Raw genomic sequence first — 23,017 nt, forward strand, 5'->3', positions numbered from 1 at the left:
TCGGAAGTGAAACGCAGCTGCGCCGATGGTAGTGTGGCTCAAGCCATGCGAGAGTAGGTCATCGCCAGGGGCTTTACCCCCAAACCCCCGCAGCTCACGCTGCGGGGGTTTGCTTTTTTTGGGGCCCGATACATGGCGGACCACGCTGCCGCCTGGAAACAACCGCCACCACCCGTAGAGCGGGGCTTGCCCCGCTGCTCAGGCTGCCTCGACAACGCCCCAGCGCGGCAAGCCCCGCTCTACGCTTGATCCCGCTGCCTGGAGCGATCGACCGCTGCGCGGTGAAGATCAGCGTTGCTGCGGGTGGTGCCGGGTCCGGTGCCAGCCTGGCATGGATCCGCTCCATCTCGATCCAGTCCCGCGCCGAGGCCACCGCCGAGATGAACGGCTTGCCGTGGATCACGTGCATTGGCGCTTGGGCGCGATCGACCCGGCAAGGCCCGCAACGCCAGAGAAACAGGTTCACGTCAAAGGGAAGCCAGACGGGGATCGCGGGACGATCCGCCAGGTGAAAGGCAGGCTGCATCAATGACATCAAGGGCTTCTGGAGTAGCGGGGCCTGCGCTTGGGCGAGGTTTACTGCCGTTATGCCTACGGGCACGAAAGCCTCGAGCCCGGCCGTCGGTCGATGAAGCAGATTTCGACCAGGAACCCGGACGTGGCTTTGGCGATGAAGCGGGTCGCCGGAGTCGTGGGCATGGAGGGTGCCGGACGCACGCTTGCCGGAAAAGTCAGGAGTCACCAAAGAAAAAGCCCCGCATGGGCGGGGCTTTTCGCATGTCTTGCTTCTCGATGCGCTCAGCGCTTCATCGAGCTGAAGAACTCGTCGTTGGACTTGGTGTTCTTCATCTTGTCCAGCAGGAATTCCATCGCCGCGATCTCGTCCATCGGGTGCAGCAGCTTGCGCAGGATCCAGATCTTCTGCAGCAGTTCCGGTTCGATCAGCAGGTCCTCGCGGCGGGTGCCGGAGCGGTTGATGTCGATGGCCGGGTAGACGCGCTTTTCGGTGATGCGGCGGTTCAGGTGCACTTCGCTGTTGCCGGTGCCCTTGAATTCCTCGTAGATCACCTCGTCCATCTTCGAGCCGGTTTCGACCAGCGCGGTGGCGATGATGGTCAGCGAGCCGCCTTCCTCGACGTTGCGCGCGGCGCCGAAGAAACGCTTCGGGCGGTGCAGGGCGTTGGCGTCGACACCGCCGGTCAGCACCTTGCCGGAGCTGGGCACGACGTTGTTGTAGGCGCGGGCCAGGCGGGTGATGGAATCCAGCAGGATCACCACGTCCTTCTTGTGCTCGACCAGGCGCTTGGCGCGCTCGATCACCATTTCGGCCACCTGCACGTGGCGTGCGGCCGGCTCGTCGAAGGTGGAGGAGACCACTTCGCCGCGCACGGTGCGCTGCATTTCGGTCACTTCTTCCGGACGCTCATCCACCAGCAGCACGATCATGTGCACTTCGGGATGGTTGGTGGTGATGGCGGTGGCGATCTGCTGCATCATCATCGTCTTGCCCGCCTTGGGCGGGGAGACGATCAGCGCACGCTGGCCTTTGCCCTGCGGCGCCATCAGGTCGAGGATGCGGCCGGTGATGTCTTCCGACGAGCCGTTGCCACGTTCCAGGGTGAAGCGCTTGCGCGGGAACAGCGGGGTCAGGTTCTCGAACAGGACCTTGTTCTTCGACGCTTCCAGCGGCTCGCCGTTGATGGTGTCCACGATCGACAGCGCGAAGTAGCGCTCGCCGTCCTTGGGGAAGCGGATGCGGCCGGACAGGTGGTCGCCGGTGCGCAGGTTGAAGCGGCGGATCTGGCTGGGCGAGATGTAGGTGTCGTCCGGGCCGGCCAGGTAGCTGGCTTCGGCCGCGCGCAGGAAACCGAAGCCGTCGGGCAGGATTTCCAGCACGCCATCGGCGGCGACGCCGTCGCCGTGGCGGGTCAGTACCTTGAGCAGGGCGAAGATGACGTCCTGCTTGCGGGCACGGGCCACACCCTCGGAGATCTGCAGCTGCTCGGCGATTTCCAGCAGCTTCTGCGCCGGCATGCGCTTGAGGTCGCTCAACGAATAGACCGGGAAGCCTTCCGGTACCGTCGGCAGCTGTCGTGGTGCGAACGGCTGTTCGTTGCCATTGTCGGCGGGCAGGCCACCGTCATCGCGGAAACGCTCGCGGTTGCGGTCGCGGCGGTTGCGGAAACGGTCGCGGCGGTTGCCCTGTCCCTGTCCCTGGCCGCCCTGTTGCGCCTGGCCTTGGCCCTGGCGCTGCGGGTTGCCGCCATCGCGGGATTCGCCGGCATCCTGGCCGCCGCCGGACTGGGCCGGCGCATTGCCATTGTCGTGGCTCGGTGCGGAGGCTGCCGGTGCAGCAGGGGCTTCGCTCGTGGTCGGAGCGGGGGCCGGCGCAGCCGGCAATGGCAGCGCGGGTTGTGCGGGGGCGGGCGCGGCGCTGCCGCCGGCATCCACGGTTTCGGTCGCCTTGCTGGCGCGCGGCTTGCGCACGCGCTTCTCGACGGGCGCGTCGGCGCTCCCGGTTTCGGAAGGAGTATTCTCGGACAAGTGCTTGATTCCTCGCTAAGACGTGCGAGCGCCCTGCAGGGCGGCGAACTGGTTGGGAAAGGTCTAGAAGAGAGTTCGTCTAGAGGGTGCGGCGCGCGAATGCGGCCGGATGTACCGACACTAACACCGCCTCGCGGCGAGGCGCAAGCCACGGGCGGAAGTCGTTGGGCCGGGAGACGGCTTGGCCCGGGGCAGCCGGCGGTGGCACCGCCGGCCAGGGGCCGGATTCAGCCGGCCAGGGTCTTGTCGATCATCTGGGTCAGCTGACCCTTGCCGACGGCGCCGATCTGGGTGGCCTGGATCTGGCCATCCTTGAACAGCAGCAGCATCGGGATCGAACGCACGTGGTACTTGATCGCCGTGGCGCGGTTGTCGTCCACGTTGACCTTGGCGACCTTCAGCTTGCCCGCGTAGGTATCGGCCAACTCGTCGAGCACCGGGGAGATCATCTTGCACGGGCCGCACCATTCCGCCCAGAAATCCACCAGGACCGGTTCACCGGATTGCAGGACGGCGCTGTCGAAATCGGCATCGCCGACGTGTAAAACCTTATCGCTCACTTGGAGAGTCTCCTGGGGTAATGCGACTGCCCATGCCGGGTTGGCCGTCGCATTGCGGTAAACTGGGGCATTGCGCGGACGGTATGGGCCAAGCCCAGGAGTCGCGCGACCCGGCGCAGGGGCCGCAGTGTGCGACGGTGCCGGAGACGATGCAAGCCGCCCCGCAACCTCTGGCGGGCTGGCCCTACCAAGACGGAATGATGAGCGACAAACCGCTGACCGATGTAACTTTTTCCTCCTTCGACCTGCAACCGGCGCTGTTGGCCGGGCTTGAAGGAGCCGGCTTCACCCGCTGCACGCCGATCCAGGCGTTGACCCTGCCCGTGGCCCTGCCGGGAGGCGACGTCGCCGGGCAGGCGCAGACCGGCACCGGCAAGACGCTGGCGTTCCTGGTGGCGGTGGTGAACCGCCTGCTCAGCCGCCCGGCGCTGGCCGACCGCAAGCCGGAGGATCCGCGGGCGCTGATCCTGGCGCCGACCCGCGAGCTGGCGATCCAGATCCACAAGGATGCAGTCAAGTTCGGCTCCGATCTGGGCCTGCGCTTCGCGCTGGTCTACGGCGGCGTCGACTACGACAAGCAGCGCGAACTGCTGCAGCAGGGCGTGGACGTGATCATCGCCACGCCCGGCCGCCTGATCGACTACGTCAAGCAGCACAAGGTGGTCTCGTTGCACGCCTGCGAGATCTGCGTGCTGGACGAAGCCGACCGCATGTTCGACCTGGGCTTCATCAAGGACATCCGCTTCCTGCTGCGGCGCATGCCCGAGCGCACCACCCGGCAGACGCTGCTGTTCAGCGCCACCCTCAGCCACCGCGTGCTGGAGCTGGCCTACGAGCACATGAACGAGCCGCAGAAGCTGGTGGTGGAGACCGAGAGCATCACCGCCGCGCGCGTGCGCCAGCGCATCTACTTCCCGGCCGACGAGGAGAAGCTGCCGCTGCTGCTGGGCCTGCTGTCGCGCAGCGAGGGCGCGCGCACCATGGTGTTCGTCAACACCAAGGCGTTCGTCGAGCGCGTGGCGCGTTCGCTGGAGAAGGCCGGCTATCGCGTCGGCGTACTGTCCGGCGACGTGCCGCAGAAGAAACGCGAGAGCCTGCTCAAGCGCTTCCAGGCCGGCCAGCTGGAAATCCTGGTGGCCACCGACGTGGCTGCGCGCGGCCTGCACATCGACGGCATCAAGTACGTCTACAACTACGACCTGCCGTTCGATGCCGAGGACTACGTGCACCGCATCGGCCGTACCGCGCGGCTGGGCGAGGAGGGCGATGCGATCAGCTTCGCCTGCGAACGCTACGCGATGGGCCTGCCGGACATCGAGGCCTACATCGAGCAGAAGATCCCGGTCGAAGCCGTCACCAGCGAACTGCTGACCCCGTTGCCGCGCGCCCCGCGTGCGCCGTTGCCCGAGGGCGACGACGAGGCCGGCGAAAGCGTGGGCGAGATCTTCCGCGAGGCGCGCGAGCAGCGCGCCGCCGAGGAGGCGCGCCGGGGTGGTGGCCGTGGCGCCAAGCCGGGAGCCGGTCGTGGCGAGCGTCGCAGCGAGGGCGAGCGGGGTGCCGACGGCAAGCCGCGCCGCCGCCGCAAGCCGCGCCCCCAGGGCGAGGAAGGGCAGGTGGTTGCCGCCGCCGCGAAGCCGGAGCCGCAGGAAGCGGCGGCTCCGGACACGATCGAAGGTGCGGGGTCGGAAACGCGTGCACCGCGCAAGCGCCGCCGCCGCCGTCATGGCCGCCCGCTGGAAGGCGCCGATGTCGCCGCCACCGCGCCGGTACCGGCAGCGCCGGTGCAGGTGCCGGCCAAGCCGGTGCGCGCGGCGGTGGACAGCGATTCGTTCCTGACCCGCCTGGGCCGCAAGATCCGGCGCATGCTTTCCAGCAACTGACGATCGGCAGATGAGCATCGTGTCCGCGATCCGGCGCGATGCATTTACGCCATGCTCCGGCATAATCGGCGCATGAGCGTTCTGCGTTTCGACAATGTCAGCAAGCAATATGCCGGCGGCCACCAGGCATTGGTGGACGTCAGCTTCGAGGTGGCGGCCGGCGAGATGCTGTTCGTCACCGGCCATTCCGGCGCCGGCAAGAGCACGCTGCTGAAACTGATCCATCTCAGCGAGCGGCCCAGCCGCGGCGCGGTGGTGTTCGCCGAGCGCAACCTGCTCAAGGTCCGCGGCAACCGCGTCGCGCTGCATCGGCGCGAAGTCGGCGCGGTCCACCAGGACCATCGCCTGCTGCTGGACCGCAGCATCGCCGAGAACGTGGCGCTGCCGCTGATCCTGCGCGGCACCCGCCGTGGCGACATCGGCAAGCGCGTGCGTTCGGTGCTCGAACGCATGGGCCTGGGCCACCGCGAGAAGGCGCTGCCGTCGCAGTTGTCGGCCGGCGAGCAGCAGCGCGTGGGCATCGCCCGCGCGATCGTCGGCGAACCGAAGCTGCTGGTGGCCGACGAGCCGACCGGCAACCTGGACCCGACCCTGGCTGCGGAGATCATGGCGCTGTTCGCCGAACTGCCCGGCCGCGGCACCAGCGTGCTGGTGGTCAGCCACGACCTGCCGCTGCTCAAGCGCATGCGCAAGCGCGTGCTGATCCTCGACCACGGCCGCCTGGTCGACGACATCTCGCCGCAGGACCTGGCCGAATGAGCAGGCCCGCCAATACCGGAGCCGCCGCTCCCTCGCGCCTGGGCGTCTGGTTCGACCACCATCTGCACAGCATCGTCTTCAGCCTGGGTCGCGCCGTGCGCAAGCCGTGGGCGACGCTGCTGACCGTCGCGGTGATGGCGCTGGCGCTGGCGTTGCCGCTGGGTCTGTCGATCGCGCTGGACAACCTCAAGCATTTCACCGGCAGCGTGCAGCAGTCGCGCGACATCAATCTGTTCCTGAAGCCCGCCGTGGACGCGGCGGCGGCCGAGCGCGTGGCCGAGACCCTGCGTGGCCGCGCCGATGTCGCCGCGGTCGCGCTGCGCACGCCCGAGCAGGGACTGGCCGAGCTGCGCGACAACGCCGGGCTGGGTGATGCCATCGCCGCGTTGGACGACAATCCGCTGCCGACGCTGTTGATCGTCACCCCGGCCGGCGACGACGACGCGCGCCTGGCGCAGTCGCTGCAGGGGTTGCCGCAGGCCGACCTGGTGCAGCACGACGCGCTGTGGCGCAAGCGCCTGGACGGCTGGCTGGGCTTCGGCTCGCGGCTGGTGCAGGTGCTGTCGGTGCTGCTCGGCCTGGGCGCGATCCTGGTGGTGGGCAATACCGTGCGCCTGGACATCCAGTCGCGGCGCGAGGAAATCGGCGTGCTGCAGCTGCTGGGCGCCAGCGACGGCTTCATCCGCCGCCCGTTCCTGTACCTGGGAACCTGGTACGGGCTCGGCGCCGGCGCGCTGGCGTTGGCGCTGATCGGCGCTTCCGGGCTGGCACTGCGGCCGCCGCTGGCGGCGCTGTCGCAGAGCTACGGCAGCCCGTTCGTGCTGCACGGACTGGACCTGCTGCACTCCGCGCTGGTCCTGGCAGGCACCGCGCTGCTCGGCTGGCTGGGGGCATGGCTGGTGGCCGGGCACTTCCTGCGGCAGACTCGCCCGACCGAAACCTGAGGCCCGCATGTCCAAGCACGATCTCAAGCATCTGATCAGCGACGCCCCACGGGTGATGGTGGCCGACGGCTCCAAGCTGGTGCGCAAGCTGATCGCCGACGTGTTGCGGCGCGACCTGCCGGGCGTGGAGGTGGTGGGCTGCGCCAGCATCGAGGAGGCACGCCAGGCATTGGCGGCCGGCCCGGTGAACCTGGTCACCACCTCGCTGGCACTGCCGGACGGCGACGGCCTGGCGCTGGCGCGCAGCGTGCGCGAAGCCGCCGGGCAGGCCTACGTGCCGGTGATCGTGGTGTCCGGCGACGCCCAACAGCACCTGGAGGAACGCCGCTTCACCGAATTCGTCACCGACTACTTCGACAAGTCGCTGGGCCACGAGGCGCTGGCGACCTTCATCCGCGGCTACGTCCAGCCCGAGCCGATCCCCGGCGCCACCATCCTCTACGTCGAGGACAGCCGGGTGGTGGCCGAGGCGACCAAGCGCATGCTCGAACGGCAGGACCTGCGCGTGGTGCACGTACTGACCGCCGAGGACGCCTTCGCCCTGCTGACCGCCGAGTCGCTGGGCCGTACCAGCCACCGCATCGACCTGGTGCTGACCGACGTCACCCTGAAGGGCGAACTCAACGGCCGCGACGTGGTACAGCGTATCCGCATCGATTTCGGCTACGGCAAGCGCCGCCTGCCGGTACTGGTGATGACCGGCGACAGCAACCCGCACAACCAGTCCGAGCTGCTGCAGGCCGGCGCCAACGACCTGGTGCAGAAGCCGATCGAAGAGCGGCTGCTGGTGACCAAGGTGCTGTTCCAGCTGCGGCTGGCGCGCCTGAACGCACAGCCGGTGATGCTGTGAGCGGCAACGACGCCCAGGCCCGGATCCAGCTGGAGCCGGGCTGGAAGGCGCAGGTCGGCGACTGGCTGCTGCGTCCGGAAATGCGCGAGCTGTCGGCATTCCTGCGCCAGCGCAAGGCCGCCGGCGCGCATGTATTCCCGCCGGGGCCGCAGATCTTCGCCGCCTTCGACGCCACCCCGTTCGAGCAGGTCAAGGTGGTGATCCTCGGCCAGGACCCGTACCACGGCCGTGGCCAGGCGCACGGCCTGTGCTTCTCGGTGATGCCGGGGGTGCCGGTGCCGCCCTCGCTGCTCAACATCTACAAGGAGCTGCAGACCGACCTGGGCATCGCGCCGCCGGACCACGGCTGCCTGCTGCCGTGGGCGCAGCGCGGCGTGCTGCTGCTCAACGCGGTGCTGACGGTGGAGGAGGGGTGCGCCGGCTCCCACCAGGGCAAGGGCTGGGAGGGTTTCACCGACCATGTGGTCGATACCCTCAACCGCGAGCGCGAGGGCCTGGTGTTCCTGCTGTGGGGCAGCTACGCCCAGGCCAAGGGCAAGGTCATCGATACCCGTCGCCACCGCGTGCTGAAGGCGCCGCATCCTTCGCCGCTGTCGGCGCACCGCGGCTTCCTCGGCTGCCGGCATTTCTCGGCCGCCAACGAATACCTGGCCCGGCGCGGCAATGCGCCGATCGACTGGTCGCTGCCGCCGCGCGCCACCGTGGAAGCGGCGCTGGCCGCCGGCTGAACGGGCGCCGGCTGTCATCATCCGGCGACGGAGAACGGGCTAGGATGGGACAGATGGCTGCAACGTTCCGGCAACGGCTGGACGGCGCGGCGAAAACCAGCCAAACGCGACAAAATTGGAACACTGGAACTTTTTCTGTACCCAGCAGTCCAATTGTCCGACTGCTAAGATGAGGTCCTATGAGCCAGAACACCTCCACTGCCCTTGTGGCGAACAATCTCCCGATTCCCAGCGCGCTCGGTTCGCTGGATGCCTACATCGGTGCCGTGCACCAGATCCCGGTGCTGTCGGTCGATGAGGAACAGAAGCTGGCCCGCCGTTTCCGCGACGACGAGGACCTCGATGCCGCGCGCGAACTGGTGCATTCGCACCTGCGCTTCGTGGTGCACGTGGCCCGCGGCTACAACGGCTACGGCCTGCCGCTGGGCGACCTGATCCAGGAAGGCAACATCGGCCTGATGAAGGCGGTCAAGCGCTTCGACCCGGACATGGGCGTGCGCCTGGTCAGCTTCGCGGTGCACTGGATCCGCGCCGAGATGCACGAGTTCATCCTCAAGAACTGGCGCATCGTCAAGGTCGCCACCACCAAGGCGCAACGCAAGCTGTTCTTCAACCTGCGCAAGTCCAAGACCCGCCTGGGCTGGTTGAACGCGGCCGAGGTCAGCGCGGTGGCCAAGGATCTCAACGTCTCCGAGCGCGAAGTGATGGAGATGGAATCGCGCCTGTCCGGCCGCGACATCGGTTTCGATGCGCCCTCGGACGAGGACGACGACCATGCGCCGCCGTCGCCGGCCGCCTACCTGGTGGCGCGCGACGAGGACCCGTCGCAGGCCTACGAGCGTGCCGACAGCGAGGACAACCAGTTGCGGCTGCTGCGCGAGGGGCTGGCGGAACTGGACCAGCGTTCGCGCGACATCATCAGCCGCCGCTGGCTGGATGCCGACAGCAAGGTCACGCTGCAGGAACTGGCCGACGAGTACGGCGTATCGGCCGAGCGCATCCGCCAGGTCGAGGCCAACGCGCTGAAGAAGATGAAGGCGCTGTTCACCGCGTGAGCGCGGCGGCATCGCCGAATGCAGAGGAAAGGCCGGTCGTCCCGGGCCTTTCCTGTTTCCGGGCGCAGCGCCCGTTCCATGGAGGACGTGATGAAAGGCTCCTGTCTTTGCGGCGCGATCGAGGTGGTGGCCGCCGACCATGCCGGGATCGGCCTGTGCCATTGCAGCATGTGCCGACGCTGGTCGGGCGGTCCGATGTTCGCCGTGCATTGCGGTAGCGACGTGCGTTTCGAGGGCGCGCAGCCGACCGCGTACCGGTCCTCGGACTGGGCCGAGCGCGGCTTCTGCGCGGCCTGCGGCACCCACCTGTTCTATCGCCTGCTGCCGACCGGCGAATACGCGCTGCCGGCCGGCCTGTTCCAGCAGCAGGACTTCCGGCTCGACAGCCAGATCTTCATCGACGAGAAGCCGGGGTTCTACGCGCTGGCCAACGAGACGGAGATGCTGACCGGGCAGCAGGTGTTCGAGCAGTTCGCCGCCGGCGGCGACTGAGGGCGCCGGCCGGCCGCGGTGGCGGGGTTCGCGCTCAGTCGCGCGGCCGGTCGTGCTCGTTGCCGTCCTCGGCATCGCCGAGGATGATCCGCGCGCCGCGCTGGTAGCTCCAGTAGGCCCACGCCCAGTTGAGCAGCACCACCAGCCGGTTGCGGAAGCCGATCAGGAAGAACACGTGCGCGGCCAGCCAGAACCACCAGGCCAGCAGCCCGGACAGCTTCATCCGGCCGAGATGGACGATGGCGGCCATGCGGCCGATGGTGGCCAGGTTGCCGAAGTCGCGATAACGGAAGGCGGCCGGTGCCGGCTTGCCGGCCAGCCGCGCCCGGATCACCTCGGCCACGTACCGCCCCATCTGTTTGGCGGCCGGCGCCACGCCGGGCACCGGGGTGCCGTCGGCCTGGCGCAGCGTGGCCAGGTCGCCGGCGACGAAGATCTGCGGATGGCCTTCCACGGTCAGGTCCGGCTGCACCGGTACGCGCCCGGCGCGGTCCAGCGGCACCTCCAGCGTACGTGCCAGCGGCGAGGCGGCCACGCCCGCCGCCCAGACCACGGTACGCGCGGCGATGAAGCGATCGCCCAGATGGAAGCCATCCTCGCCGATGTCGCTCACCGGCGTGCCGGTCAGCACCTCCACGCCCAGCCGTTCCAGCTGCCGCCGCGCCTTCAGCGACAGCACCTCGGGGAACGAGGACAGCACGCGCGGGCCGGCTTCCACCAGCCGCACCCTGGCCGAGGCCGGGTCGATGTGGCGGAACTCGTTGCGCAGCGTGTGCCGCGCGATCTCGGCCAGGGTGCCGGCCAGTTCCACCCCGGTCGGGCCGCCGCCGACGATGGCGAAGCTCAGCCACGCCGCCTTGCGCGCCGGGTCGGGTTCGGCCTCGGCGCGCTCGAACGCCAGCAGCAGCTTGCGCCGCAGCGCCAGCGCGTCGTCGAGCGTCTTCAGTCCCGGCGCATGGCGCGCCCAGCGGTCGTTGCCGAAGTAGGCGTGGGTGGCGCCGCTGGCCACCAGCAGCAGGTCGTAGTCCAGCGTGCCGCCGTCGGCGAGCACGACCTGGCGTCGCTGCTTGTCGATGCGCACGACCTCGCCCAGCCGCACTTCGACGTTGCGCTGGCGGCCGAGGATGTGGCGCAGCGGCGCGGCGATGTCCGGCGCCGACAGCCCGGCGGTGGCCACCTGGTACAGCAATGGCTGGAACAGGTGATGGTTGCGGCGGTCGACCAGGGTGATCCGCAACGCTGCCCCGGCCAGGGCGCGGGTCGCCCACAGGCCGGCGAAGCCGCCGCCGACGACCACCAGTTTCGGAACGGGATTGCGACTCATGCGGACTCCGGAAGCATCTGGCCGATGTGGGGATGGTAGCCGCTGGCGTGGACCGCGCCGTCACGACAGGCCCTCGCCGTCGCGGCTGCACCACGAGGGGAGCCAGGCAGCGGTGGCGCCCGCGCGGAAGTGCATTGCATCGTGTGCAGAGCGATGTCCGGCGCCCTTCGTCGAGCGTGCTTTCCGCGCATTGGATGCCGCGCGTTGCCGACCAGTCGGGACAGCAACGAGCAGTGGCGGCCGGTGGCGGTGGTCATGCGGTGGCCCACGGCGCGATACTGCGGCCTGACCCAGGCGATGGAGCCGAACATGAGCGAACCGGAAAAGCGCATCGCGTTGCTGGTCGATGCCGACAACGCACCGTCGGCGAAGATCGACGTGGTGCTGGCCGAGGTGGCGCGCTACGGCGTGGCCAACGTGCGTCGCGCCTACGGCAACTGGAAGAGCCCGCACCTGAAGGGTTGGGAATCGGTGCTGCACGAATACGCGATCCGGCCGATCCAGCAGTTCGCCTACAGCTCGGGCAAGAACGCCTCGGACATGGCGATGGTGATCGATGCGATGGACCTGCTGTACGCGCGCAACCTCGACGGCTTCGCCATCGTTTCCAGCGATGCCGACTTCACCCCGCTGGTGATGCGGCTGCTGACCGATGGGGTGAAGGTATACGGTTTCGGCGAGAAGAAGACCCCGCTGCCGTTCGTCAACGCCTGCTCCAAGTTCACCTACCTGGAAGCGCTGGGCGAGATGGCCGGGAGCGATGCCGGTGCCGAATCCAATGGCGATGCGCGGCCGCGCATGAGCAGCGCCGAACTGCGCCAGGACTCGCGGCTGGTGCAGATGCTGCGCAGCGCGGTGGCCGCGGCCGAGGGCGACGATGGCTGGGCGCACCTGGGACCGGTCGGCAGCCAGATCGGCAACCAGGCCTCGTTCGATTCGCGCAACTACGGCTACGGCAAGCTCAGCGACCTGATCGTGGCCACCGGTCTGTTCGAACTGAAGAAGGAAGGCAAGTCGTCCTATGTCCGTGTCCTGCCGAAGAAGCCGGCGGCCAAGCCGCGGCGCGGGAAGGCGGCGGCCGGCTAGCATGCGCGGCGGCCGGGCCGTCACCCGGCAGCCGGTTGCGGGCGCTGCGTTGGCCGTCGATGGCCGGCTGCGCCGCGGCCAAGGCGAGCGCCATCCCACCGGCCCACACATCCGCGTCTTCCTGCTCCCGAGGTACCGGCAAGCACGATGCGAACCCCGCGGCACCGTCGCCGCGCCACGGCCGCCATCGGCCATTCCAACGGGAATACCGCAATGCTGAAGATCTGGGGCCGCCACAATTCGAGCAACGTGCGCAAGGTGCTGTGGTGCGCCGAGGAGATCGGCCTGGCCTACGAATCGACCGAAGTCGGCGGTGCGTTCGGCGGCACCGATGCGCCGCAGTACCGGGCGATGAACCCCAACGGACTGGTACCGGCGATCGAGGACAATGGCCTGCCGCTGTGGGAGTCCAACGCCATCGTGCGCTACCTGTCGGCGCGCTATGCGCTGGGCACGCTGTTCCCGGAAGATCCGGCCGAACGCGCGCAGGGCGAGAAGTGGATGGACTGGACCACCTCGGCGTTCGCCGGTGCGTTCCGCGACCTGTTCTGGGGAATCGTGCGCACGCCGCCGCAGGAGCGCGATGCGGAGAGGATCGAGGCATCGCTGCGGAAGTCCGGCGAGCTGCTGGCGCTGGCCGATGCCGCCCTGGCCGTGCAGCCGTGGCTGTCGGGCGAGCGTTTCGCGATGGGCGACATTCCGCTGGGCAGCTTCGTCTATGCCTGGTTCGAGATGCCGGTCGTGCGGCCGGAACTGCCGCACCTGCACGACTGGTACCGGCGCCTGCAGCAGCGCCCGGCGTATCGCCGCGGAGTGATGACGCCGCTGACCTGAGTCAGTACAGGTCCATCGGGTCGACATCCAGCGACCAGCGCACGCGCCGCGCCAGCGGCAGCGCATGGATCGCGGGAACGACGGCATCGAGCAGCGCATGCAGCGGCCGCCGCTGCGGCACCGACAACAGCAGCTGCGTGCGCTGGAAGCCGGCACGGCGCGGCATCGGTGCCGGCATCGGGCCGTAGGCTTCCACGTCGGTGCCGGCCGGCAGCAGCGCGCGCACCGCGGCGAGGAAGTCGTTGGCCGTTTCCACCTGCTTGGCCTCGGCGCGCAGCAGCGCCAGGTGCGCGAACGGCGGGAAGCCGGCCGCCTCGCGCTGCGCCAGTTCGGCGTCGGCGAAGGCGTGGTAGCCGCCGTTGACCAGCGTTTCCAGCAGCGCGTTGCCGGGATGGTGGGTCTGCAGCCAGACCTCGCCGGGGCGCTCGGCGCGTCCGGCACGCCCGGCCACCTGGATCAGTTGCTGGGCGAGCTTCTCGCTGGCGCGGAAGTCGGCCGAGAACAGGCCCTCGTCGATGCCCACCACCACCACCAGGGTCAGCCTGGGCAGGTCGTGGCCCTTGGCCAGGATCTGGGTGCCGACCAGGATGCCGGGGGCGTCGCCGAGCGTGCGCAGGGTCTGTTCCAGCGCATCGCGGCGCGCGGTGGTGCCACGGTCGATGCGCAGCACCGGCACCTCGGGGAAGCTTTCCAGCAGGCGTTCTTCCAGCCGCTCGGTGCCGATGCCCTGCGGCTGCAACGCCAGGCTGCCGCAGGCCGGGCAGGCCAGCGGCACCGGTTGCCGCGCGCCGCAGTGGTGGCACTGCAGGCGGCGGCCGCCGGCATGCACCGTCATCGGCGTGCTGTGCAGCGGCGTGCTGCAGCGCTTGCAGGGAGCGGTCCAGCCGCAGTCGTGGCACAGCAGCACCGGGGCGTAGCCGCGGCGGTTCTTGAACACCAGCACCTGGCCGCCGGCCTGCAGGTGCTGGGCGATGCCGGCCATCACTTCCGGCGAAAGCCCGTCGCGCAGCGGGCGCTTGCGCACGTCGATGACGCGCACCGCCGGCGGCCGCGCATCGCCGGCGCGCTGCGGCAGGCGCAGGTGGCGGTAACGCCCGGCGCGGGCGTTGTGCAGCGATTCCAGCGACGGCGTGGCGCTGCCCAGGATCACCGGGATGTCCAGCGCCTTGGCCCGCACCAGGGCGAAGTCGCGGGCGTGGTAGCGGATGCCGTCCTGCTGCTTGTAGCTGCCGTCGTGTTCCTCGTCGACCACGATCAGCCCCGGTTGCGGCAACGGCGTGAACACCGCCGAACGGGTGCCGACGATCACCCGCGCCTCGCCGCGCCAGGCCGCGGCCCATACCCGCGCACGCTCGTTGTCGTTGAGTCCGGAATGCAGGACATGCACGGCGATCCCCAGGCGGCTGCGGAAGCGCGCCAGGGTCTGCGGGGTCAGGCCGATCTCCGGCACCAGCACCAGCGCCTGCCGGCCGCGGGCCAGGCAGGCGGCGATCGCCTGCAGGTAGACCTCGGTCTTGCCGCTGCCGGTGACGCCGTCGAGCAGGAACGGGGCGAACCCGCTGCTGGCCCGTATGGCGTCGATGGCGGCCTGCTGCTGCGGGTTGGCCTGCGGACCCGGCCGCGGTTGCACCGGTGCCGCGGTGGCGGCCACCGCGATGCGCTCGGCGCGGCCGTTCTTCTGCAGGGCGCGGGCGGCGCCGCGCCAGTCGTCCATCAGCGATTCGAGCCGGTCCTCGTCCACCGTGCCGTCGGCCAGCAGGGTGGCCAGCCGCTGCGGACGGGTGCCGGCGCGCAGCCTGTCGCGCTGGGCCAGGCCCTCGGCGGTGAGCCGCCAGGCCCAGCCATGGGTGTCGGGCAGGGGCTCGCCGCGCCGCAGCGGCGCCGGCAGCGCCGTGGCGATCACCTCGCCCAGCGGCGCGTGGGTATAGCGCGCCAGCCAGCGCAGCGAGTCGGCCAGTTCGCCGTGCAGCAGCGGGACCGGGTCGGCCCAGGCCAACGCCGGCCGCAGCGTGGCGGGGTCGTCGCTGTGGCCGATGGCGGCGACCACTCCGACCAGCTCGCGGGGCCCGAACGGCACCCGCAGCCGCCGCCCGACGTCGCCCTCGCCGGGGGCCGGGCCTTCGGGTGCGAGGTAGTCGAACAGTTGCGGCAGCGGTACCGGCAGGGCGACGCGAAGGGTGGGGCAGGCGGCGGGCATCGACGCAGTTTAGCCGGGCGGATGCTCGCCGGCGGAGGCGGCTACTTGCGCTCCATTGCTGTGCCGGCTGGCATAAATGGAATGTAAACACCCGTCACAATTGAAGATTTGGGCTTATCCACAAAATTTGTGGATAACTCTGTGCATCACCGCCTTGCTCCACGCCCCGAAGGCGTTCTCACAAGCCTCTCACTTGACTTGGTCAAAAAATCGCCACACGCATATTTCTTTTTAAATCATGTAGTTAGCTGTGAAACAATGTTGAAACCCGGGACGTTCCAGATTCCGGACGGCAATATCGTCACTACGTATTGACGCTGTGCACAACTTGCGGGTAGAGGGGGCTTCCGCGGGTTCAGCTTCCTTCGCCCTGGCCAGCGGCGAAGGTCCGTGGAGCGGGCCGCATCGCTATCATTCCGGCGATGACGGAGTTCCCATGACGGCTGCCCCCGCCCCCCTGTCGCCGGCTGCGGCCAGCACCCTTTCCGCGTTCCTGCGGGGCGTCGAACGCCGCGCGCTGGTCGTGGCCGAACTGCAGGCCGGCGATGCCGGCGCCGCCGAGCGCGCCGTGGCGGCGGCCATGCGCGCTTTCGCCAGCCACGCTGCCGGGTTGGCCATGGCCGACTGGCCGGGGCGCTTCTGGGGGCTGCTGGGCAATACCCCGCAATTGCGCGAGCCGGTGCAGCCCGGCCAGCGGCCCATGGCGATGGCCCATCTGTCGCAGCTGCCGGCGGGCGAAAGGCTGGCGCTGCTGCTGCGCATCGGCGCCGGCCTGGACGAGGTGCTGGCCGCGACGGTGCTCGGTGGGAGCGTGGCGGACTATCGGCAGGCCCTGGCCGATGCCTGCCCGCTGGATGCGGCCGGTCACCCGGATGCGGCCGCCTGGCGGGTACTGGCCGAACAGGTGCAGCTGCAGGTACGCGAGCTGGCGCCCGATCGCCTGGCGCAGCTGGCAAGGCTGCGCGAAGCGGCGCTCGCCGGTGGCGCGACGACGACTCCTGCGGCGACGCGCGCGGTTCCCGCGGCCGGCCCCGTCGCGCCCCGTCGGCGCGGCTACTGGGTCGCCGCGGCGCTGCTGCTGGCACTGCTGGCGGCCGGGGTGTGGTGGTGGCGCTCCGGTACCGGTACGCCACGGCTGGATGAGCCGCTGCCCGCACGCGACGGGGTGGTGGTGGACGCCGGCCCGGTGCAGGTCGAGGAACTGCCCGGCGCCGCGCCGCCGGCCAGGGCGCCGGCGGTCGATGGCCACGCCGCGAGCGATGCGGCGATGCTGGCCGATCCGGAACTGGCGCTGGCCCGCGATGCGGATTTCTACGCCTGGTTCGCCGCCGGCGGGCCGATTCCGGTGGACGAGTCGCAACCGCAGCCGACCCGGCCGGCGCCGGCCGCGGCCGGACTGGAGACGGTGGATGCCGAGGACTAGCCTGTTCTGCGCGTTGTTGTTGCTGTTGCCGGCGGCGCAGGCGGCATCGCCCAACCGCCTGCCCGCCATCGCCGAAGACGCTTCGGCAGCGTCGGCGGAGGCCCGGCAGGATCCGGCGCTGCACTGGTCGTCGCTGGCGCCCGCGCAGCAGCGCGCATTGCGGGCCGAGTACGCGGCCTGGCGCGCGCTGGACGAATCCGAGCGCCGGCACGTCCGCCAGGCGGCCACCGCGCTGGCGGCATTGCCGACGGAGCAGCGGCAGGCGTTGCGCGCCCGGTTCGAGGCGCAGGACCGGGTGCATCGCGACGGCTGGCGGCTGGGGCCGCGGCTGGGCGCGCTGTACCCGAAATTGCAGCCGCTGTTCGGCTACCTGCCCGATGCGCAGCGCGAACCGGCACTGGCGCTGCTGCGGCAACTGGACGACGAGCAGCTGGCGCTGCTGGTGCTGATCTCGCAGCGCACCCCGCCGCAGGAACGCGATGCGGTCCGCGCGCAGTTGCTGGCGACCACCGCGGCCACGCGCGATGCCTGGCTGCGCGCGAAGGTCGGGCACTGAGGGATCAGATGCGTGCCAGGCTGGCGATCACCAATCCGGTCGCGGCGAACGTCACCAGTGCGAAGTAGATCGATCCCAGCACGCCGTACTTCAGCAGCGTGAGCGGCCAGGACTGGCCGTAGACGCGCCGCTGCATCAGCAGCAGGTACAGCGGCATCCACAGGAACAGCAGCAGTTGCGCGCCGCCCAGCAGCCAGCCGCTCCACGGTGCCACGCCGGCCAGCGCGTCGCCGAGCAGCGACAGCAGCAGGATTGCCAGCAGGTCCAGGCAAAGGAACGCATGGCTGTAGATGGCCACCGCCAGGTGCTCTAGGTAGACGCGGCCGGTCTCCAGGTAGAACACCCGCAGCAGCAGCGCGAACAGCGGCACCAGCACGAACAGCACCGACGGCACCGAGGCCAGGAAGGCATTGACCAGCAATTGGGGGTTGTCGCGCAGCCGCGGCAGGTTCTGCTGCGCCTTGCCGATCTGGCGGTTGAGCCAGCGGTTGGCGAATTCCGGCAGCCAGCCGGCCTCGACCGGATTGGCCTGCGCATCCCAGGCACGGCCGTTCACGGTCATGATCGTGTCGCCGGCTTCCCGGGGTGCGGCCGCGCTCGGCGCCGCACGCAACTGCTCCAGGCGCCGGTCGGCTTCGGCGTCGACCTTGCCGATGGCGGTGTCCATGGCGCGCCGGGCCGCGCCCATGTTTTCCGGGAACGCCGCGCGGGCGGCGGCCAGGTCGTCGACCAGCGCGCGGCGGATGGCTTCCACTTCTTCGGGCGCATGCGCCTGGCGGAAGTCCTGGGCCGGCAGCGCGGCGGTCGCTGCCTCGGCATGCGCGGTGCCGGTCTCGATATGCACGGCCACGCGCGCGACGAAGAAGGTCAGCAGACTCAGCACCACGAACAGCCGCATTGGCTGCACGTACGGCACGCGCTTGCCGGCGAGATAGGCCGCGGCCACGCGGCCGGGCGCCATCAGCTCGCGCAAGGTGCGGAAGATGCGCCCGTCCAGGTGCCAGAACGACTCGAACACCTCTTCCACCGCGTGGCCGAAGCTGCGCAACGGGTTGTGCGCGGACTGGCCGCAGTGGTGGCAGAAATCGCCGGCCAGCGCCATGCGGCAGTTCTGGCAGTCGGCGGGCGGCGAGGGATGTTTACTCATCGGCAAGCGAATCTCCCGGGCGGTCGCGTAAGATAGCCGGCTGCCGCGACCCGGTGCCAGCGCTTCCGCGCCGACCGCAGTCCGCGCTCCGTCTCGTCCCAATGTCTACCGTTTCCGCTACGCCGCGCTTCGGCCAGGAAGTGCGCGCCACCGGCCTGCTCGCCCTGCCGCTGGTGCTGGGCCATGTCTCGACCGGCCTGATTTCCTTCGTCGACAACACCATCGCCGGCCATCACGGCACCGATACCTTCGCTGCGGTCAGCATCGGTACCGCGCTGCTGTGGCTACCGATGCTGGTGCCGATCGGCACGCTGATCTCGCTCACCGCTTCGGTCTCGCAGCTGCACGGCGCCGGCCGCGAGCGCGAGATCGGCCCGCTGTTCCGCCAGGCGCTGTGGCTGGGCGTGGGCCTGAGCGTGCTGATGTTCGCCTTCCTCAGCGTGGTGCCGTCGCTGCTGCCGGCGTTCGGCATCGCGCCGGACATCGTGCCCGGCGCCACCGGCTTCCTGCACGCGATCCGCTGGGGCGTGCCGGCGCTGACGCTGTACTTCTGCATGCGCTACCTCAGCGAAGGCATGCACTGGACCCTGCCGACCATGCTGCTCGGCTTCGGCGGCCTGCTGGTGCTGGGGCCGCTGGGCTACGCGCTGTGCAACGGCAGGTTCGGCTTCCCGGAAATGGGCGCCGAAGGCCTGGGCATCGCCTCGGCGGTGACGATGTGGGTGCAGGCGCTGTGCTTCGCCGGCTATCTGTGGAAGACCCGGCGGTTCGCCCACCTGCAGCTGTTCGGGCACTTCGAGCCGCCGCGCTGGAGCGCGATCCGGGACCTGCTGCGCACCGGCCTGCCGATCGGCATCACCGTGCTGATGGAGGGCGGGTTGTTCATCGTCACCGCGCTGCTGATCGGCCGCATCGGTGCGGTCGAGGCCAGCGCCCACCAGATCGCCATCAACGTCGCCCAGCTGTGCTTCATGATCCCGATGGGGGTGGCCGAGGCCACCACCGTGCGCGTGGGCCATGCGGTGGGCAGCAACGATCCGCTGGGCGTGCGCCGCGCCGCCTGGGCCGGCTATGCCATCGTGCTGGTGACGCAGATGCTGTCGATCACCGTGCTGCTGCTCGGCCATAACGCGGTGGTGCGGCTGTACACGGACGACCTGGCGGTGGCCGCGCTCGCGGCCACGCTGCTGCTGTACGCGGCCGCCTTCCAGTTCCCCGACGGTATCCAGGTGCTGTCGGCCGGCGCCCTGCGCGGGCTCAAGGACACCCGGGTGCCGATGTTCATCGCCATGTTCGCGTACTGGGGGCTGGGCATGCCGCTTGGTGCCGGGCTCGGCCTGGGCCTGGGCTGGGGCCCGCAGGGCATGTGGGTCGGGCTGATCGTCGGCCTGACCGCGGCGGCGGTGCTGATGGGCTGGCGGCTGCGGTTCAGCAGCCGGCGCATGCAGGCCCATCGGCACCCCTGACTTCAGGCGCATGCCGGCCACGCCGGCAACCGCTATCCTCACCCCAGCACACGGCATGCCGTCCCCACGGAGATTCCCATGAACCAACCCGCGCGCCGCAACCCCATCGCCGCCTTCTTCGTCGGCCTGTGGGACGTGATGAACTTCACCCGGCGGCTGATCCTCAACCTGCTGTTCTTCGGCCTGCTGTTCTTCCTGCTGCTGGTGTTCGTCATCGCACTGGGCAAGGGCACCGGGGTCAAGCCGCTGCAGGACCGCACCACCCTGGTGATCGCGCCGGAAGGGCGGCTGGTGGAGCAGTACAGCGCCGACCCGGTCAGCCGCGCGCTGGCCAAGGCGCTCGGCGACAAGAGCGTGGAGGAAATCCAGCTGCGCGACCTGATCCGCGCGCTGGAAGCGGCCCAGAACGACAAGAAGATCGAGCGCGTGCTGCTGCAGCTGGACAAGCTGCAGCCGTCCGGTTTCGCCTCCATGCGCGAAGTGGCCGCGGCGCTGCAGGCGCTGCGCGGCGCCGGCAAGCAGGTGGTGGCGTTCAGCGAGAACATGAGCCAGTCGCAATACCTGCTGGCCGCCCAGGCCGACGAGGTCTACCTCGACCCGATGGGCGGCATGGTGCTGGAAGGCCTGGGCCGCTACCGCCAGTACTTCCGCACCGGCCTGCAGGACAAGCTGGGCGTGGACGTGCACCTGTTCAAGGTGGGCGAATACAAGTCCGCGGCCGAGCCGTACGTGCTCGACGCCGCCTCGGCCGAGGCCAAGGAAGCCGACCTGTACTGGATGAACGATGTCTGGCAGCGCTACCTGGGCGACATCGCCGCCGCGCGCAAGCTCGACGCCGCGCAGCTGGCCGCCGGCATCGACACCATGCCCGAGGGCATCGCCGCCGCCGGCGGCGACCTGGCCCGCTTCGCGCTGCAGCAGAAGCTGGTGGACGGGCTGAAGACCCGCGAGGAAGTGGAGCAGCTGCTGGCCGAGCGCGGCGTGGCCGACGCCGATGCCGATGGCGGTTTCCGCAGCATCGACCTGGGCGGCTACCTGACCCAGCTCGACGCGCGCCGTTCGCCGATCGACAAGCGCCCGCAGGTGGCGGTGGTGGTGGCCGAGGGCGAGATCGCCGGCGGCGACCTGCCGGCCGGCCGCATCGGCGGCGTGTCGACCTCGGCGCTGCTGCGCCAGGCGCGCGACGACAAGGACGTGAAGGCGGTGGTGCTGCGGGTGGATTCGCCCGGCGGCGAGGTGTTCGCCTCCGAGCAGATCCGCCGCGAGATCGTCGCGCTCAAGGAAGCCGGCAAGCCGGTGGTGGTGTCGATGGGCGACCTGGCCGCGTCCGGCGGCTACTGGATCAGCATGAACGCCGACCGCATCTACGCCGACGAATCGACCATCACCGGTTCGATCGGCATCTTCGGCATGATCCCCAACATCACCCGCAGCCTGGGCAAGATCGGCGTGCACACCGACGGCGTGGGCACCACCCGCTTCGCCGGCGCGTTCGACATCTCGCGGCCGATGGACCCGGGCGTGGGCCGGGTGATCCAGTCGGTGATCGACAAGGGCTATGCCGATTTCACCGGCAAGGTGGCCGATGCCCGCAACAAGCCGGTCGAAGCGATCGACGAGGTCGCCCGCGGCCGCGTGTGGAGCGGGGCGCAGGCCAAGGAGCGCGGGCTGGTCGACGAGTTCGGCGGGCTCAAGGCGGCCGTGGCCGATGCCGCCAGCCGCGCCAAGCTGGGCGAAGCCGGCAAGTTCCGCGTGCGCTACATCGAGAAGCCCGCCAGCCCGTTCGCGCAGTTCATGAGCGGCTTCGCCGGCAGCCGCATGGGCGCCTGGATGCTGGGCGATTCGGGCATGGCGCGGATGATGCTGGCCCGCAGCCTGCCGGAGATGGATACGCAGCTGCGCTTCGTCGAGGAGGCGGTCAAGGACCGCAACGGCGCCCCGGTGCGCGCGCTGGCCTACTGCTTCTGCGGTTTCTGAGTGCAGCGCCCCGGGTGGCCGGGGCCGCTGTCGAACCTGCCGGACTGGATGACGCCGCCCTTCGGGGCGGCGTCATTGTTTTGCGGCATCGGTGGCGGCGTCGATTGCCGCGCGCTGCGCCTGCGCCGCCTGCTCGACGGCCGCTTCGGCGGCGTGGGCCTTGTCCAGCGGCTGCTGGATCGCATCGCGCAACGCCGTAGCCTGCGGTTCCGGCGGCCGCTCGGGCGAGGGCGGTTCCGGCCGGCAGCCGGCCAGCACCGGCAACAGCAACGACGACAGCAGCGGGACGTATCGGATCTTCATCGGCGCGGCCTCCGGGGGTGTGGCGTTATCCTACTCCCGGCGAAACCGCGGAACACGCGCGGTACCCGGCACGAACGGAAAGGAGAAGCAGGTGAACCCGCAGCGTTGGCGACTGGACGGACAGACCGCGTTGATCACCGGCGCCAGCGCCGGGATCGGCCTGGCGATCGCGCGCGAGCTGCTCGGCTTCGGCGCCGACCTGCTGCTGGTGGCGCGCGACGCCGATGCGCTGGAAACCGCCCGCGACGAACTGGCCGACGCGTTCCCGGAGCGCGGGATCCACGGCCTGGCCGCCGACGTGTCCGACGACGAGGACCGCCACGCCATCCTCGACTGGGTCGAGGACCACGGCGACGGCCTGCACCTGCTGGTCAACAATGCCGGCGGCAACATCACCAAGCCGGCCAACGACTATTCCGAGGACGAGTGGCGCGGCATCTTCGAGACCAACCTGTTCTCGGCCTTCGAGCTGTCGCGCTACGCGCACCCGCTGCTGACCCGGCACGCCGCCTCGGCCATCGTCAACGTCGGCAGCGTCTCGGGCATCACCCACGTGCGCAGCGGCGTGGTCTACGGCATGACCAAGGCGGCGATGCAGCAGATGACCCGCAACCTGGCCTGCGAGTGGGCCGAGGACGGCATCCGGGTCAACGCGGTGGCGCCCTGGTACATCCGCACCCGCCGCACCTCCGGCCCGCTGTCGGACCCGGACTACTACGAGGAGGTGATCGCGCGCACGCCGATGCGCCGCATCGGCGAACCGGAGGAAGTGGCCGCGGCGGTCGGCTTCCTGTGCCTGCCGGCATCGAGCTACATCACCGGCGAGTGCATCGCGGTGGATGGCGGGTTCCTGCGCTACGGGTTCTGACGGCGCTGCCGCGGCACGGTGAGC

At 69.9% G+C, this 23,017-nt stretch carries 20 protein-coding genes and 1 pseudogene; 14 read left to right on the top strand and 7 right to left on the bottom strand.

Translation table 11 applies throughout. From position 1 onward, the window contains the following. Nucleotides 1-313 precede the first annotated feature (313 nt). From OK345_RS16725 to trxA, 3 genes and pseudogenes are all read right to left on the bottom strand, one after another. Nucleotides 314-429, bottom strand: a pseudogene (locus tag OK345_RS16725) (methylglyoxal synthase); the annotation flags it as partial. Between the two features lie 369 nt (nt 430-798). Further along, entirely contained in the window at nt 799-2,544 is a 1,746-nt protein-coding gene (rho, locus tag OK345_RS16730; protein ID WP_265129142.1) for a transcription termination factor Rho, read from the bottom strand. A gap of 227 nt (nt 2,545-2,771) precedes the next feature. After that, nucleotides 2,772-3,104 carry a thioredoxin TrxA gene (gene trxA / locus OK345_RS16735; RefSeq protein WP_265129143.1) on the bottom strand — a complete coding sequence of 111 codons (333 nt, stop codon included), beginning with the start codon at nt 3,102-3,104 and terminating at the stop codon, nt 2,772-2,774. A gap of 200 nt (nt 3,105-3,304) precedes the next feature. Between trxA and rhlB the strand changes: the two genes are divergently transcribed. From rhlB to OK345_RS16770, 7 genes are all read left to right on the top strand, one after another. Next, complete coding sequence (gene rhlB, locus OK345_RS16740; protein ID WP_265129144.1) at nt 3,305-4,984, top strand: ATP-dependent RNA helicase RhlB; 1,680 nt, start codon at nt 3,305-3,307, stop codon at nt 4,982-4,984. Between the two features lie 72 nt (nt 4,985-5,056). Continuing rightward, nucleotides 5,057-5,743: a cell division ATP-binding protein FtsE gene (gene ftsE, locus OK345_RS16745; RefSeq protein ID WP_265129145.1), complete on the top strand. Its 687-nt coding sequence runs from the start codon at nt 5,057-5,059 to the stop codon at nt 5,741-5,743. After that, nucleotides 5,740-6,687 (top strand): permease-like cell division protein FtsX, encoded by a 948-nt coding sequence (ftsX, locus tag OK345_RS16750; protein WP_265129146.1) that lies wholly within the window; start codon nt 5,740-5,742, stop codon nt 6,685-6,687. Before ftsE ends, ftsX begins: the two co-directional genes overlap by 4 nt. Nucleotides 6,688-6,694: 7 nt before the next feature. Then, complete coding sequence (locus tag OK345_RS16755) at nt 6,695-7,537, top strand: response regulator (protein WP_265129147.1); 843 nt, start codon at nt 6,695-6,697, stop codon at nt 7,535-7,537. Then, the gene (gene ung, locus OK345_RS16760; protein WP_265129148.1) at nt 7,534-8,265 is read left to right on the top strand and encodes a uracil-DNA glycosylase; all 732 of its coding nucleotides are present in this window, start codon (nt 7,534-7,536) and stop codon (nt 8,263-8,265) included. The genes OK345_RS16755 and ung overlap by 4 nt, the downstream gene beginning before the upstream one ends. 179 nt (nt 8,266-8,444) lie before the next feature. Beyond that, nucleotides 8,445-9,320 (top strand): RNA polymerase sigma factor RpoH, encoded by an 876-nt coding sequence (gene rpoH / locus OK345_RS16765; protein ID WP_265129149.1) that lies wholly within the window; start codon nt 8,445-8,447, stop codon nt 9,318-9,320. A 90-nt stretch (nt 9,321-9,410) separates the two neighbouring features. Continuing rightward, a complete protein-coding gene (locus OK345_RS16770) occupies nt 9,411-9,812 on the top strand; it encodes a GFA family protein (RefSeq protein ID WP_265129150.1) in 402 nt (133 codons plus the stop codon). Nucleotides 9,813-9,846: 34 nt separating this feature from the next. Here OK345_RS16770 and OK345_RS16775 read toward each other — a convergent pair whose 3' ends face one another. Beyond that, a complete protein-coding gene (locus OK345_RS16775) occupies nt 9,847-11,136 on the bottom strand; it encodes an NAD(P)/FAD-dependent oxidoreductase (RefSeq protein WP_265129151.1) in 1,290 nt (429 codons plus the stop codon). A gap of 309 nt (nt 11,137-11,445) precedes the next feature. Between OK345_RS16775 and OK345_RS16780 the strand changes: the two genes are divergently transcribed. Both OK345_RS16780 and OK345_RS16785 read left to right on the top strand, forming a co-directional pair. Then, nucleotides 11,446-12,222 carry an NYN domain-containing protein gene (locus OK345_RS16780; RefSeq protein ID WP_265129152.1) on the top strand — a complete coding sequence of 259 codons (777 nt, stop codon included), beginning with the start codon at nt 11,446-11,448 and terminating at the stop codon, nt 12,220-12,222. Nucleotides 12,223-12,435: 213 nt separating this feature from the next. Then, nucleotides 12,436-13,056, top strand: coding sequence for a glutathione S-transferase family protein (locus OK345_RS16785; RefSeq protein WP_265129153.1), 621 nt, complete (start codon nt 12,436-12,438; stop codon nt 13,054-13,056). Nucleotide 13,057: 1 nt separating this feature from the next. Here OK345_RS16785 and OK345_RS16790 read toward each other — a convergent pair whose 3' ends face one another. Beyond that, a complete protein-coding gene (locus OK345_RS16790; protein WP_265129154.1) occupies nt 13,058-15,253 on the bottom strand; it encodes a primosomal protein N' in 2,196 nt (731 codons plus the stop codon). Between the two features lie 436 nt (nt 15,254-15,689). On the opposite strand from OK345_RS16790, the gene OK345_RS16795 reads away from it, so the two are divergent. Together OK345_RS16795 and OK345_RS16800 are read left to right on the top strand one after the other, a co-directional pair. Then, nucleotides 15,690-16,676, top strand: coding sequence for a hypothetical protein (locus OK345_RS16795; RefSeq protein ID WP_265129155.1), 987 nt, complete (start codon nt 15,690-15,692; stop codon nt 16,674-16,676). Continuing rightward, nucleotides 16,663-17,232: a DUF3106 domain-containing protein gene (locus tag OK345_RS16800; RefSeq protein ID WP_265129156.1), complete on the top strand. Its 570-nt coding sequence runs from the start codon at nt 16,663-16,665 to the stop codon at nt 17,230-17,232. Before OK345_RS16795 ends, OK345_RS16800 begins: the two co-directional genes overlap by 14 nt. A 4-nt stretch (nt 17,233-17,236) precedes the next feature. On the opposite strand, the gene OK345_RS16805 is transcribed toward OK345_RS16800, so the two are convergent. After that, nucleotides 17,237-18,379 (bottom strand): DUF3667 domain-containing protein, encoded by a 1,143-nt coding sequence (locus OK345_RS16805; protein ID WP_265129157.1) that lies wholly within the window; start codon nt 18,377-18,379, stop codon nt 17,237-17,239. A gap of 101 nt (nt 18,380-18,480) precedes the next feature. Between OK345_RS16805 and OK345_RS16810 the strand changes: the two genes are divergently transcribed. Further along, nucleotides 18,481-19,845: an MATE family efflux transporter gene (locus OK345_RS16810; RefSeq protein WP_265129158.1), complete on the top strand. Its 1,365-nt coding sequence runs from the start codon at nt 18,481-18,483 to the stop codon at nt 19,843-19,845. A gap of 78 nt (nt 19,846-19,923) precedes the next feature. Continuing rightward, nucleotides 19,924-21,822: a signal peptide peptidase SppA gene (gene sppA / locus OK345_RS16815; protein WP_265129159.1), complete on the top strand. Its 1,899-nt coding sequence runs from the start codon at nt 19,924-19,926 to the stop codon at nt 21,820-21,822. A 72-nt stretch (nt 21,823-21,894) separates the two neighbouring features. On the opposite strand, the gene OK345_RS16820 is transcribed toward sppA, so the two are convergent. Further along, a complete protein-coding gene (locus tag OK345_RS16820) occupies nt 21,895-22,125 on the bottom strand; it encodes a hypothetical protein (RefSeq protein ID WP_265129160.1) in 231 nt (76 codons plus the stop codon). A gap of 91 nt (nt 22,126-22,216) precedes the next feature. On the opposite strand from OK345_RS16820, the gene OK345_RS16825 reads away from it, so the two are divergent. After that, nucleotides 22,217-22,993 (top strand): SDR family oxidoreductase, encoded by a 777-nt coding sequence (locus tag OK345_RS16825; RefSeq protein ID WP_265129161.1) that lies wholly within the window; start codon nt 22,217-22,219, stop codon nt 22,991-22,993. Nucleotides 22,994-23,017: the final 24 nt, after the last annotated feature.

Source organism: Xanthomonas chitinilytica, assembly GCF_026107455.2.
Taxonomy (GTDB): domain Bacteria; phylum Pseudomonadota; class Gammaproteobacteria; order Xanthomonadales; family Xanthomonadaceae; genus Stenotrophomonas; species Stenotrophomonas chitinilytica.